The following is a 13,155-nucleotide window of genomic DNA, read 5'->3' on the forward strand; positions in this document are numbered from 1 at the left end:
AGTGGATTCGCAGCGCGACGGCGAGCACGCTGCAGCCATGAACCATGACACCACACCGAACGTGCTGATCTCCCCGGCGATGGCGGTGCCGTCGCGCTATTACCAACCGCTCGTCGACGCCTTCGCCCGGCACGGGTGGTTTGCGACAACAGTTCCGCGACGTGGGATCGACGCCGGCTCCGGCGCGCCATCACGGGACGAGGACTGGTCCTATGCCGACGAGGCCGACGATCTCGCCGTGGCGGTTCGTCGTGCGCGCGCCGAGACGCCCGATGCACCGGTCATGATCCTCGGGCACAGTTTGGGTGCCCAGCTGTGCGCGGTCCTCGGACGGCGTGGTGACGACGGCGCCCCGGACGTCATCGCCACGGTCGCGGCGTCGGTCCCCTATTTCCGTCACTACGGGCGCGGCGGTGTGGTGGAGTGGTGCACCGCGGCAGCCGTCCCCATCGTCACCGCAGCGTTCGGCTACTGGCCCACCCCGGGATTCGGCGCCCCCGCGCCTCGAACGCTGATGCGGGAGTGGGCTCGCATGGTCCGCACCGGACGCACCCCGTTCGACGATGGCGATCCGATCGAGATCCCCACGCTCGCAGTCCGCCTCGACGGCGACCGCCTGGTGACCGCGCAAGCGGCCGAACGCTTCGAGCGAGCCTTTCATCCGGCCGCCCGCACCGCCTGGACCTATTCGGCAGACCACTGCCCGCCCGGTGGGTCGGTGGGCCACGTGCAGTGGGCCCGGACACCGGAAGCCGTGGTCGATCGCATCGTCGCCTGGTGGACGGCTCATCCCACCGAGGAGGTCACCCGCAACCGCCCACGCCGGAATGTGTCGGTCACGGCGACGACGACACCGAGCGCGGCCAAACCCATCATCGACGCGTAGATCGACAGCGCGGTATAGCCACGACCCGAGCTGTAGCCGCCGCCACGCCCGCCAGGGCCGCCACCCTGCGGGGCGCCACCGCCGGCGCCGTGACCCGATTCCGGAGCGCCGCCGGAGTCACTGCCGCCGGTGCCGCCAACTGGGCCGCGGCCGCCAGAGCCCGGGCCGCCGCCTTGACCACCCTGACCCCCCTGGCCGAACTGGCGTCCTTGTCCACCACCCGGCGCGCCTCCGTGCCCACCGCCGCCGCCCGGGCCGCCCATCCCCTGTCCCTGGTCGCCGGTCAGCGAGGAGTGGTAGACACCGATCGCGGCTGCCTGGATGAGGATCGGGATCAGCACAAAGCGAAGCGGCAGGTAGAAGGCCATGACCACACTCAGGACCTCAGCCGTGAAGAAGTAGCGATCGTGCATTGCCGGGAGCAGGAACGGAACGATCACCGAGGAGGCGGTCGCGACGACCAGGATCGAGGTCGGGGTCACCTCGGGCTTCTTCCACACCGACCAGGCCAGGAACACCACGATGACCGTGGCAGCAGCAGCGATGCCGAGATGGGCCAGCCAGGTGGCGTCACCGGAGATCGGGATCAGTTGGTACAGATTCGCGGCACCCAGGGTCAACTGCTGATAACTGTCGGTCTGATCCAGATACACCGACAGTGCGGTCTGCCACGGGGCGCCCGCGATGAGCGCCGGGACGTCGAGCAGCAGGTAGACCACCGGGATGGCCGCCAACGTGTACCACGGCACCCGGCGCCGGAGCAGCAGCCAGGCCAGCACCGGCAGCACGAAGACGGCCTGCAACTTGAACGAGATGGCCAGTCCGAACAGGACGCATGCCCAGAGCGAGTTCCAGCGGTGCGACCCATGCTGCGCTCTCATGAGGAAGTACACGCCGCCGAGCGCGAACGCCGAGTAGATGGCGTCGGCCTGGCCCCAATAGGCACTGTTGGCGATCACCGACGGCAACAGAACCATCACCGCGAACGCCAAGGCGCGCAACCAGAATCGCTCGGTCCGGAGACCGACGATGCGGTACGCGAAGAACCCGAGCAGGAAATCGAAGAGGATCGAGATCGCCTTGATACCCGCCAGCGGCGGGATGTGAAGGGCGGTGAGTATCCAGATCAGATAGAGGTACGGATAGTTGTAGTCGGCGAACTTCTCACGGAAGGCGCCGAAGCCCTGCGCGTCGAGGGTGTCGTACCAACGGCTGAGAAACGCTCGATAATCGAGGGTCTCGACGTCGAGGAATCGGTATCGGATTCCGATGGCGACGGCGATGATCGCGCCGAGCACGAGCCACCGCATCCAGCGCGGTGTCCCGGTGACGGCATGCGACTCGGGTGTGTCGTCGAGTGCAGGCGTGAGGGCACGGGCAGCCAAGGTCATGGTCACCACTGTGGGTGGCGAAGCTGTATACCCGGTGTCAGCCGGCTGGGAGGTTCACGCGGACTCGCCCAAGCCGGATCATCCGTCTCGAATCGGCGACACCGGAACGTTCACGGGGCGGTCGTCGCGACGATCTGCTCCCGGGTCCGCTCGGCGGTCGCAGCCGCCCAGCGACCCGTCGACACGAAGCCGACGATGATGATCCCGACACCGCACAACGCCATGAGGATCCACGCCGGATGCGACGCCGCAGCCAGTCCGTCGGAGACCGGACCGTCGATGCCGGCGAACGCGACGGCGCCGAAGATCGCGACGCCCAACGAGATCCCGACCTGTCGGCTGGTCGAGGCGATCGCCGACGCGACGCCGGCCTGCGACCGTGGCATACCCGAGACGGCCGCGTTGGTGATGGGGGCGTTGACCAATCCCATGCCCACCCCGAGGAACAGGTACGCGACGCCGAGGTACCACATGCTGGTGTCGTGGCCGGCCTGCGTCAGCATCACGCCGCTCGCCAGGACCATCACACCGGCACCGACCATCGGCACACGAGCGCCGCGATCGCCCACCAGCCGGCCCGACAGCGGCGAGAACACCGCGTTCGCCACCGCCATCGGCAGTGTCATCAACCCGGCCTGTAGTGGGCTCAACCCGCGGACCTGCTGCAGGTAGAGGGTGTTGAGAAACAGGAATCCGCCCATAGCGCTGAACGCGAGGACGGCGCCGATCACCGAACTGCTGAACGGGACGCTGTGGAAGAAGCGAAGGTCCAGGAGCGGCTCATGCCTGCGCGATTCGACGACCAGGAACAAGAGGAGCGCGACGATCGCGATCGCGAATGCGCCGACGACCAGACCGGAGTCCCATCCGAGACCGCGGCCCTCGATGATGCCGTAGGTGAGGGTGGCGAGGAAGACGAGGATCAAGAACTGACCCGCAGGATCGGGCCTGCGCGCACGGGCCGCCTTCGACTCCGGCACCAGGATCGCGGTGAGGATGCACGCGGCGACGCAGACCGGGACGTTCAGCCAGAAGATCGCCTCCCAGCCGATACCGTCGACCAGCGCACCGCCGACGAGTGGGCCGAGTGCCATGCTCACGCCGATCGCGGTGCCCCACATGCCGATCGCCCGTGCCCTCTCTTTCGGCTCGGTGAAGGTGTTGGTGATGATCGACATCGCGACGGGGTTCATCATCGCTCCGCCGATCGCCTGGAGCATGCGCGCACCGATGAGCATCTCGGGCGACACGGCCAAGGAGCAGAGGATGGAACCGAGGCCGAAGACGGTGAGCCCCACCTGGAAGACTCGTTTGCGACCCAGTCGATCGCCCAACGATCCACCCAGCATCAGCAGGCTGGCGAGCACCAGCGTGTAGGCGTCGATCACCCATTGCAGCTGGGACGCCGTCGCGCCGAGGTCGGAGCCGATCGCCGGCAGGGCCACGTTCACACCGGATGTGTCGATCCCCACGATGAAGAGGCTCAGACAGCACGTCGCCAGGATCGCCATGCGGCGGCGCGTGCCGAGCTCGGAGATGTCCGCCACGGGTCCGGACATGGTCGGGATGTTCATGATTCGGCTGCCTCCCGGAGGGCGTCCAGTAGTGAGCCCAGATCGCGCAGCTGCTCGTCGGCGAGCGAGGCGAACATCCGCGGCGCGATGGCAGGGTCGGCGATCACCGAGTCGACGATCCGGCGACCGTCATCGGTGATGGTGACCACCTTGTACCGCCGGTCGGTGGGATGGGACTCGCGCGTGACCAGCCCCCGGTCGACCAGGTCGTTGACGATTCCACTGGTCGCCGGCGCATCGATTCCGAGTCGCCTGGCCAGATCACTCTGGGTCAGGTCACGCACGGCGATCCGGCGCAACGCACGGAATCGACTGAACGGCATGTCGACGCGTGCGTCGATCCGGGCGCGCGACTCGACGGCGTGGTCGCGGACGAGGCTGTTCATCGCGAACCAGAGTTCGGTGGCCGTCGGTACGGCCGTCTCCGAACCACCGCGTTTCCGCGAATCAGTTGTACTCATACAACGATTGTATGCGTACAACTGTCTTGCACGCCAGCTCGCCGGCGCGTCCGCCTGTCTTTCGCTTCGCGACTCAGGTCACGTGTTGAAGTACTTGGCCTCCGGGTGATGCAGCACGAACGCATCCGTCGACTGCTCGGGATGAAGCTGCAGTTCCTCCGACAGCACCACACCGATCCGTTCGGGCTCGAGCAGCTCCATCATCTTCGCGCGATCGTCGAGATCGGGGCACGCGCCGTAGCCGAACGAGAAGCGGGCACCCCGGTACTCGAGGTCGAAGAAGCCCTGCGCGTCCTCGGGGTCGTCCCCCGCGAATGACGTTCCCGCGACGGTCAACTCGCTGCGGACCCGCTGATGCCAGTACTCCGCGAGCGCCTCGGTCAGCTGGACGCCGATCCCGTGCACCTCGAGGTAGTCGCGATACGCATCCTCGGCGAACAGCTTGTTCGCGAAGTCCGCGATCGGCTGGCCCATGGTGACGAGCTGGAACGGGAACACGTCAACCCGGCCGGCCGCCTTGGCCTGCTCCCGCGACATGATGAAGTCGGCGATGCAGAGGAACCGGGAACGCTGTTGCCGTGGGAATTCGAAGCTGTGACGGACCTCGGCATCCGGCCGCGGCTCGGCGAGCACATGGACCGTGTCGCCGTCGCTCACCGCCGGGAAATAGCCGTAGACGACCGCTGCGTGCTGGAGAATTCCCTCGGTTGCGAGCCGGTCGATCCAATACCGCAGCCGCGGGCGACCCTCGGACTCGACGAGTTCCTCGTAGGACGGCCCCTCTCCCCCACGAACGCCACGAAGTCCCCACTGTCCGAGGAACAATGCACGCTCGTCGAGCAGTTGGAGATAGTCCGCCACCGGCACGCCCTTGACGATGCGGGTGCCCCAGAACGGAGGCGCCGGAATCGCATTGTCGGTGGCCACATCCGATCGGGCCGGGACCTCGACCGGGGTCTCCGCGGCCTTGCGCTTCTCGGCGATCCGCCGCGAACGTTCGTGCCGGGCCTTGCGCTCCTCGACCTTCTGCCTTGCGGCGATCGCCTCCGGGCTGTTCGGATCCGGCCCCTCACCGCGTTTGGTCGCCATGATCTCGTCCATGAGCCGGAGACCCTCGAAGGCGTCGCGCGCGTAGTGCACATCGCCGTCGTAGGTCTCCGACAGGTCGTTCTCGACGTAGGTACGGGTGAGCGCGGCCCCGCCGAGCAAGACGGGGAAGCTGGTGGCGACCCCGCGAGAATTGATCTCCTCGAGGTTCTCCTTCATCACCACCGTCGATTTGACGAGCAGCCCGGACATGCCGATGACGTCGGCCCGCTTGTCCTCGGCAGCCTCGAGGATGGTGTTGATCGGTTGCTTGATTCCGAGGTTCACCACCTCATAGCCGTTGTTGGACAGGATGATGTCGACGAGGTTCTTGCCGATGTCGTGGACGTCGCCCTTGACGGTGGCGAGCACGATGCGGCCCTTGCCGTCCTCGCCCGTGGCCTCCATGTGCGGTTCCAGATGCGCAACAGCGGTTTTCATCACCTCGGCGGACTGCAGCACGAACGGTAGCTGCATCTGTCCCGAACCGAAGAGCTCGCCGACGGTTTTCATGCCCGAGAGCAATGTCTCATTGATGATCTGCAGCGGCGGCTTCTCGGTCATCGCGGCGTCGAGGTCGTCCTCGAGACCATTGCGCTCGCCGTCGACGATGCGACGCTCCAGACGATCGAACAACGGCAGTTTCGCCAACTCGGCCGCACGGGATTCGCGCGCCGACGCCGCCGACACCCCTTCGAAGAGCTCCATGAGCTTCTGCAGTGGGTCGTAGCCCTCACGACGCCGGTCATAGACGAGATCGAGCGCGACCTCGCGGTGTTCTTCGGGAATCCGGGCGATCGGCAGGATCTTCGATGCGTGCACGATCGCGGTGTCGAGGCCGGCCCGCACACATTCGTGCAGGAACACCGAGTTCAGCACCTGCCGGGCGGCCGGGTTCAGGCCGAACGAGATGTTGGAGATACCCAGGGTGAAGTGGACGTCCGGGTGCGCCTCGTGGAGGCGGCGGATGGCCTCGATGGTCTCGATACCGTCGCGTCGGACCTCTTCCTGCCCGGTGGAGATCGGGAACGTGAGGGCATCGATGATGATGTCTTCCTCGGCCAGACCCCAGTTCTGGGTGATGTCGGTGATCAGCCGCTCGGCGATCCGGATCTTCCAGTCCGCGGTCCGCGCCTGCCCCTCCTCGTCGATGGTCAGCGCGACCACGGCGGCGCCGTGCTCCACGACCAGCTCCATCATGCGGGTGAACCGTGAGTCGGGCCCGTCGCCGTCCTCGTAGTTGACCGAGTTGACCGCACAGCGGCCGCCCAGCGCCTCCAGACCGGCCTTGATGACCGGGGGTTCGGTGGAGTCGAGCATGATCGGCAGTGTCGACGACGTCGCGAACCGACCTGCCAGTTCAGTCATGTCGACCGCACCGTCGCGTCCCACATAGTCGACGTTGAGGTCGAGCATGTGCGCACCGTCGCGGGTCTGATCCTTGGCGATGTCGAGGCATTTCTGGTAATCCTCGGCGATCATCGCCTCACGGAATGCCTTGGAGCCGTTGGTGTTCGTCCGCTCACCGATCACCAGGAAGCTCGCGTCCTGATCGAACGGGACCGCGCTGTAGAGCGACGACGTCTCGGCGATGTGCTCCGGTTTCCGCTGTGCCGCGGTCACGTCGGCCACGTGGTCGGCGACCTGGCGGATGTGTTCGGGTGTGGTCCCGCAGCACCCACCCACGAATGCCAGTCCGAAGTCGGAGACGAAATCTCCCAGGGCGGTCGCCAGCTCGTCGGGCTGCAGGGGGTATTCGGCGCCGTTGGCGCCCAGCACGGGCAGGCCGGCATTGGGCATGACCGACACCGGGATCCGCGCGTGCTTGGACAGGTACCGGAGGTGCTCGCTCATCTCGGCGGGGCCGGTCGCGCAGTTCAACCCGATCATGTCGACGCCGAGCGGTTCGATGGCGGTCAGGGCCGCACCGATCTCCGAGCCGAGCAACATCGTGCCGGTCGTCTCCACGGTGACGTGACTGATGATGGGGATGGAGCGCCCGAGATCGTTCATGGCGCGACGTGCCGCCACGATCGCCGCCTTGACCTGCAGGAGATCCTGCGACGTCTCGACCAGGATCGCGTCCGCACCGCCGTCGAGCATCCCGGCGACACACTCGTAGTAGGCGTCACGGATCACCGCGAAGGTGGTGTGGCCGAGGCTGGGCAGTTTGGTGCCGGGCCCGATCGAGCCGAGCACGAAGCGCGCCGTCCCATCGGCCGACGGACCCATCTCGTCGGCCACGCCACGGGCGATGCCGGTGCCCTTGTAGGAGAGTTCGCGGATGCGGTCGGCGATGTCGTAATCACCGAGGTTCGAGAGGTTGCAGCCGAAGGTGTTGGTCTCGACCGCGTCCGCGCCCGCCTCGAAATAGGCGCGGTGGATGTCCGCGAGCACATCGGGGCGGGTGTCGTTGAGGATCTCGTTACAGCCCTCGAGACCGTTGAAGTCGTCGAGCGTGAGATCGGCGGCCTGCAGCATTGTGCCCATGGCCCCATCGCCGATCAGCACACGGCGCGACATCGCGGTGAGGAATGTCGTGTCGTAGGCGGACGGGTCCGTGGTGCGGGTCGACATGGTTGTCAGCGTAGTTCGCCCTCTCTCGGGGTTCGGTCGTAGGCTGGTTCAGTGAACGCTGAGCAGAGGTCGAACCTTCCCCAGCTGCGCAAGCCCATCCTGTTGGCCGCCTTCGAGGGGTGGAATGACGCGGGGGACGCTGCCAGCAGCGCGATCGAGCATCTGGCGCTCACCTGGGATGCCGTTCCACTCGCCGACATCGACTCCGAGGACTACTACGACTTCCAGGTGAACCGACCCACGGTCAAGCAGATCGACGGGGTCACCCGACGGATCGACTGGCCCACCACGTCCATTTCCTATTGCACCCCCCAAGGTGCGGACCGTGACATCGTACTCGTTCGCGGCATCGAGCCGAACATGCGCTGGCGGGCATTCTGCGCAGAGATCGTGGACCTCGCTCGACAACTGGATGTGGAGACGACAGTCATGCTCGGCGCTCTCCTCGCCGACACGCCTCACACGCGTCCTGTTCCGGTGACCGGAACCGCTTACAGCAGTGAGTCGGCCGCGCAGTTCAACCTCGCGGAGAGCCGCTACGAGGGCCCCACCGGGATCACGGGCGTACTCCAGGACCTGTTCGTCCAGGCGGGGCTGCCGGCGGTGTCGTTCTGGGCCGCGGTGCCCCATTACGTCTCCACTCCCCCGAACCCGAAGGCGACGGTGGCACTGCTGAACCGTGTCGAGGAGGTCCTCGATGTGGAGGTGCCGCTGGCGACGTTGCCCGAGCAGGCCGAGGAGTGGGAACGTGCGGTCACCGAGATGACCGAGGACGACGAGGAGATCGCCGATTATGTGCGCGGGCTCGAAGAGCGCGGCGACGCCGAACTCGACGCCGATGACGTGATGGCCAAGATCGACGGGGACGCCCTCGCCGCCGAATTCGAGCGCTACCTCAAGCGTCGCGGACCGGGCGGGGCCGGACGCGGCCAGGGATCGTTCGGGAGCTGAGAGCGAACAGGCCGGCTCTCAGCCGATCCTCTCGATCGACACGACCGGGGTCGTGATTCGCCACGTGCGCACGTCCGGGTCATCGGCGGCCCGGACCCAGAACTGGGCGGATTCGCCGATCCGGCAGGACTTCACGCCCAGGAGCGGGATGTCCTCGGAATCGCGACGCAGCCGACTGACGGCCCATTCGTCACTCTCCGTGCCACCCACCCCCGGCGCCCTGAGCAACGTCATGTCTTCGAAGTCCAGCAGGTAGGTCGATGTGCGGGTCACCACCGTCCACACCCCGGCAGTGGTGTCGGGATCGATTTGCTGAGCGCGTGCCACGGAAGAACTGTACCGATCCCGTTTCCGACCTTCGCGACGACGTCGGGTGGTTCTCCCCGGACTCGTGCTGCCCCGGACTCCTGCTGCCCGGACTCCTGCTGCCCCTGACTTGTTCGGCTAGGGCAGTGCGACGCCGAGCAACGCGTCGACGGCGTGTTCGACCTCCGCGGGGGCCCCGGCCGATCCGCCGATCCCCTCGGCCACATCGCGGCACCACGCGTCGATCGCGGCCAGCGCCTTCGGGGTGTCGAGGTCATCGGCGAGGTGCTGGCGTACGCGCGCGATCACCGGTGCCGCGTCCGGGCCGGTGGGCGCCGACGTCGCGGTGCGCCACCGCTGTAGCCGCTCCTGCGCCTGGTCGAGAACCGCGTCGGTCCACATCCGGTCGGCCCGATAGTGATCGGCGAGCAGGGCGAGCCGGATCGCAGCCGGGTCCACACCGTCGCGGCGCAGGCCGGAGACGAACACGAGATTGCCGCGGCTCTTCGACATCTTCTCGCCGTCGAGACCGACCATCCCGGTGTGTACGTAGTGACGGGCAAAGCGGCGCGAATCGGTCAGCGCCTCGCCGTGGGCGGCGGAGAACTCGTGATGCGGGAAGATGAGGTCGTTGCCACCACCCTGGATGTCGAACTCGACGCCGAGGCGGTTCAGCGCGATCGCCGAGCACTCGATGTGCCAGCCCGGCCGTCCTGGCCCCTGGGGCGAGTCCCAGGACGGCTCACCGGGGCGCGTCGCGCGCCACAGCAAAGCGTCGAGCGGGTCTCGTTTGCCTGCCCGGTCCGGGTCGCCGCCGCGCTCGGCGAAGAACTTCTCCATCGCCGCGCGGTCGTACCCGGACTCGTAGCCGAACTGTTCGGTCGCGTCAGTGCGGAAATACACGTCGGGATACTCGGCATCGTCGACGACGTAGGCCGCCCCGGACGCCAACAGCTTGCCGACCACCTCGACGACCTCGCCGACCGATTCGATGGCGCCGATGTAGTCGCGCGGCGGGAGCACTCGCAGCGCGGTCATGTCGTCGCGGAACAGCTGGGTCTCGCGTGCACCGAGGTCCTGCCAGTCGATGCCGTCGCGTTCGGCCCGCTCGAAGAGCGGATCGTCGACGTCGGTCACATTCTGCACGTAGTGCACGTCGTGTCCGAGGTCACGCAGCACGCGGTTCACCAGATCGAAGGTGACGTAGGTCGCGGCATGCCCCAGGTGGGTCGCGTCGTAGGGGGTGATCCCACAGACGTACATCGTGGCGGTCTCGCCCGGACTGACGGGACGAACCTGTGCGTCGGAGGTGTCATAGAGGCGGAGTGCCGGCCCGGTGCCCGGCACGGCCGGAAGGGCGGGGTCAGGCCAAGACTGCATGGGTCCACTGTATGGCCCGGCTCGCGACGCGGCCCGCGGGGATCGGATGCTCGACCGTGCGACCTTCGGCAGCGGTCAGAAGGGTGGCCACGGAATCGGCCGGTGACCCGGTGGGTGCGGCATCGTCTCGTGCTCGACGAGCTCGCCGGCACGTACGGCCATCGCGAGGATCTCGTCATCGGTGATGTGCCCGGCCAACTCGGCGGTGAGGGGGTGGTCGGCCGAGGTCAGATGTTCGACGAGGCCGCCGAGATCGGCCAGCAGATGTGTGGGGATCGGCTCGCCCGCCCATCCCCACAGGACGGTCCGCAGCTTGTCGTCGGTATGCAGGCAGATCCCGTGGTCGACGCCGTACACCCCGCCGTCGAGGCCTTCCAGGACGTGACCGCCCTTGCGGTCGGCGTTGTTCAGCACGATGTCGAGCACGGCCATCCGTTGTAGCCGCGGGTCGTCGGCGTGCACGAGGACGACCGGCTCACCGAGCCCGTCGAGCGCGCGGAGGATCGCCTTGTAGCCGGTCGGAACGGTGTCGGCGGGACACAGGTCGACCAGGTCGACCCGCGGGATCGGGAGGTCGACGGCCGCTCCCGCTCTCGATGGCGGCTCGTCGTTCTCCGCGGTCACCACCCACCGCTGCACCATTCCCGGTCCCAATGGACCGTCACGGTGGATGGTCGTCGGGATGACCGACCAGCCGAGTGCCTCCGACACCAGAAACGACGACACCTCGCGCCCGGCGAGCGTGCCGTCGGGGAAATCCCACAGCGGCACCTCGCCCCGGACCGGCTTGTAGACACAGCGCACCTCGGTGTCCCCGAGGACGGCGTCGCAGACCAGCGTCGCATTGCTCGCCGACGGGATGCGTCCGATGATGACCAGCTCGCCGGTGCGGAGCGCCTCGACCTCGGCAGCACCGCGATCGTCTCGGCGGTCGCCGGAACCCGACGTCTCGGGCCCGGGCGCGGACGGTTCTCCGACGGTCACATCAGTCCTGCGGGTTCGGACCGGGATCGGTGTCGTCGTCCGGGTCGGTCGGATCCACGTCCAGGTAACCGCCCTCGTCCTGGATCGTCAGGTTCCGGAACACCTCGGGATCGACGAAGTCGAGCGATTTGCTGAGTTCGGCATCGCGTTTGTAGCCGTTGGTCCGCACGCACAGGTGGCCGTCCGGATCGAGTGGTTCGTGGCAGAGCGGGCAGGGCTGCCGGCCGGCCGAGATCACGCGTGAGGAACGGGCGGCGAACTCACGGGCCGCCTCGGTGGTGAGGAACACCCGAACGGCGTCGGGTCCCTCGTCGGTGTCGTCGAGGACGACGCTCTCGTCGAACTCTCCCTCCGTGATCGCCAGCAGCTCCACCACGACGGCCTCGGATTCGGCATCCCAGCCCAGGCCCATCGTGCCGACGCGGAATTCCGCGTCCACCGGCATCACCAGCGGACTGAGGTCGCCGACCTGGTCGCTCTCCGGGGGAATGGCCGTCCCGAATCGACGGTGGATCTCGTCGAGCAGCGCACCGATGCGGTCGGCCAGGATGGCCACCTGCTGCTTCTCCAGCATCACGCTGACGATTCTCGTCTCGTGCACGGCCTGGAGGTAGAACGTTCGGTCGCCCGGCTGGCCGACCGTACCGGCAACGAACCGGTCCGGGGTTCGGAACACGTGTATCGCGCGAGACATCACACCTCCTTGGCTTGTTCGTCCATTATCCGCGTGCGAGGGGGGTGGCCGCAGCCTTGTCGCCACGATCGCGACCGTCGACGCCGGAGGCACCTCCCACCACGGCGTCCTCACCTGCGGCGACCTCGGCGGATCCGTCACGCCGCCCGTCCTTCTCGCGGTGCGGTGGCGGGACCGACAGGACCGCCGTGCTGTTGACGGTGTGCACATACGGGCGGGTGGAGCCGTATCGGATGACGCTGATCGATGCGGGTTCGACGACGATGCGCTGGAACGAATCGAGATGCATGCCCATCGCGTCGGCGATCACCGCCTTGATCACGTCGCCATGCGAACACGCAACCCAGACGCCACTGCCGTCCTCGCCCCCGTGCACCCGGTCGAGATCGCGGATCGCGGCGACGGCCCGCGCCTGGACCGCTGCAAGGCCCTCCCCGCCGGGGAACACGGCGGCCGACGGATGCTGCTGCACGGTCTTCCAGAGCGGCTCCGAGAACAACTCCTTGATGGGCTTGTTCGTCCACTCGCCGTAGTCGACCTCCGCAAGGGCGTCCACCACGAGTTCGGGGACGTCACGCTGGTCATCGGCGCCCAGCACAGCCATCAACGGCGCCACGGTCTGCGCACAGCGATCCAACGGGGAACGCGCGACCGCGGCGATCTCGCCGATGCACACTCCGAGCCGGTCGATCAGGCCCGCGGCCTGCTCTCGCCCCTTGTCGTCGAGTGACACTCCGGGCGTCCGCCCGGCGAGCACCCCCGAGGTGTTGGCCGTGGAACGTCCGTGTCGCACCAGAATCACGGTCATGTCTCAACCATAGGCGTAGCCAACAACATGGATCGCGACGCGACGGTCCGCCGACCT

The 13,155-nt window shown here is 67.3% G+C and carries 11 protein-coding genes; 2 read left to right on the top strand and 9 right to left on the bottom strand.

All coding sequences use genetic code 11. From position 1 onward, the window contains the following. Positions 1 to 37 precede the first annotated feature (37 nt). The gene (locus ACPXCG_RS22230) at positions 38 to 886 is read left to right on the top strand and encodes an alpha/beta fold hydrolase (RefSeq protein ID WP_425794449.1); all 849 of its coding nucleotides are present in this window, start codon (positions 38 to 40) and stop codon (positions 884 to 886) included. On the opposite strand, the gene ACPXCG_RS22235 is transcribed toward ACPXCG_RS22230, so the two are convergent. The 4 genes from ACPXCG_RS22235 to metH all read right to left on the bottom strand — a co-directional run bounded on the left by ACPXCG_RS22235 (position 787) and on the right by metH (position 7,975). Further along, entirely contained in the window at positions 787 to 2,277 is a 1,491-nt protein-coding gene (locus tag ACPXCG_RS22235) for a hypothetical protein (RefSeq protein ID WP_425794451.1), read from the bottom strand. The two genes, ACPXCG_RS22230 and ACPXCG_RS22235, sit on opposite strands and share 100 nt — an antisense overlap. A 110-nt stretch (positions 2,278 to 2,387) precedes the next feature. Further along, positions 2,388 to 3,836, bottom strand: coding sequence for an MFS transporter (locus ACPXCG_RS22240; protein ID WP_425794452.1), 1,449 nt, complete (start codon positions 3,834 to 3,836; stop codon positions 2,388 to 2,390). An 11-nt stretch (positions 3,837 to 3,847) separates the two neighbouring features. Further along, complete coding sequence (locus tag ACPXCG_RS22245) at positions 3,848 to 4,312, bottom strand: MarR family winged helix-turn-helix transcriptional regulator (protein WP_425794454.1); 465 nt, start codon at positions 4,310 to 4,312, stop codon at positions 3,848 to 3,850. A 78-nt stretch (positions 4,313 to 4,390) separates the two neighbouring features. Continuing rightward, positions 4,391 to 7,975 (bottom strand): methionine synthase, encoded by a 3,585-nt coding sequence (gene metH / locus ACPXCG_RS22250; protein WP_425794456.1) that lies wholly within the window; start codon positions 7,973 to 7,975, stop codon positions 4,391 to 4,393. A 51-nt stretch (positions 7,976 to 8,026) separates the two neighbouring features. Between metH and ACPXCG_RS22255 the strand changes: the two genes are divergently transcribed. Next, positions 8,027 to 8,926: a PAC2 family protein gene (locus tag ACPXCG_RS22255; RefSeq protein ID WP_425794458.1), complete on the top strand. Its 900-nt coding sequence runs from the start codon at positions 8,027 to 8,029 to the stop codon at positions 8,924 to 8,926. A gap of 18 nt (positions 8,927 to 8,944) precedes the next feature. On the opposite strand, the gene ACPXCG_RS22260 is transcribed toward ACPXCG_RS22255, so the two are convergent. The 5 genes from ACPXCG_RS22260 to ACPXCG_RS22280 form a co-directional block, all read right to left on the bottom strand. After that, on the bottom strand, positions 8,945 to 9,253 hold the full coding sequence (locus ACPXCG_RS22260) for a hypothetical protein (protein ID WP_425794460.1): 309 nt from the start codon (positions 9,251 to 9,253) through the stop codon (positions 8,945 to 8,947). 117 nt (positions 9,254 to 9,370) lie between these two features. Beyond that, a complete protein-coding gene (mshC, locus tag ACPXCG_RS22265; protein WP_425794462.1) occupies positions 9,371 to 10,612 on the bottom strand; it encodes a cysteine--1-D-myo-inosityl 2-amino-2-deoxy-alpha-D-glucopyranoside ligase in 1,242 nt (413 codons plus the stop codon). Between the two features lie 75 nt (positions 10,613 to 10,687). Further along, the gene (locus ACPXCG_RS22270) at positions 10,688 to 11,596 is read right to left on the bottom strand and encodes an SCO1664 family protein (RefSeq protein ID WP_425794464.1); all 909 of its coding nucleotides are present in this window, start codon (positions 11,594 to 11,596) and stop codon (positions 10,688 to 10,690) included. Position 11,597: 1 nt separating this feature from the next. Beyond that, positions 11,598 to 12,290 carry a DUF3090 domain-containing protein gene (locus ACPXCG_RS22275; RefSeq protein WP_425794466.1) on the bottom strand — a complete coding sequence of 231 codons (693 nt, stop codon included), beginning with the start codon at positions 12,288 to 12,290 and terminating at the stop codon, positions 11,598 to 11,600. 25 nt (positions 12,291 to 12,315) lie between these two features. Continuing rightward, on the bottom strand, positions 12,316 to 13,098 hold the full coding sequence (locus tag ACPXCG_RS22280; RefSeq protein ID WP_425794468.1) for an MSMEG_4193 family putative phosphomutase: 783 nt from the start codon (positions 13,096 to 13,098) through the stop codon (positions 12,316 to 12,318). Between the last annotated feature and the right edge of the window lie 57 nt (positions 13,099 to 13,155).

This window comes from Gordonia sp. DT218 (assembly GCF_049847105.1).
GTDB lineage: Bacteria > Actinomycetota > Actinomycetes > Mycobacteriales > Mycobacteriaceae > Gordonia.

Excerpts from the sequence above, each read along its gene's own strand:
- ACPXCG_RS22230 (WP_425794449.1), top strand. The coding sequence starts at position 38 with ATGAACCATGACACCACACCGAACGTGCTGATCTCCCCGGCGATGGCG.
- ACPXCG_RS22235 (WP_425794451.1), bottom strand. The coding sequence starts at position 2,277 with ATGACCTTGGCTGCCCGTGCCCTCACGCCTGCACTCGACGACACACCC.
- ACPXCG_RS22240 (WP_425794452.1), bottom strand. The coding sequence starts at position 3,836 with ATGTCCGGACCCGTGGCGGACATCTCCGAGCTCGGCACGCGCCGCCGC.
- ACPXCG_RS22245 (WP_425794454.1), bottom strand. The coding sequence starts at position 4,312 with ATGAGTACAACTGATTCGCGGAAACGCGGTGGTTCGGAGACGGCCGTA.
- metH (WP_425794456.1), bottom strand. The coding sequence starts at position 7,975 with ATGTCGACCCGCACCACGGACCCGTCCGCCTACGACACGACATTCCTC.
- mshC (WP_425794462.1), bottom strand. The coding sequence starts at position 10,612 with ATGCAGTCTTGGCCTGACCCCGCCCTTCCGGCCGTGCCGGGCACCGGG.
- ACPXCG_RS22275 (WP_425794466.1), bottom strand. The coding sequence starts at position 12,290 with ATGTCTCGCGCGATACACGTGTTCCGAACCCCGGACCGGTTCGTTGCC.
- ACPXCG_RS22280 (WP_425794468.1), bottom strand. The coding sequence starts at position 13,098 with ATGACCGTGATTCTGGTGCGACACGGACGTTCCACGGCCAACACCTCG.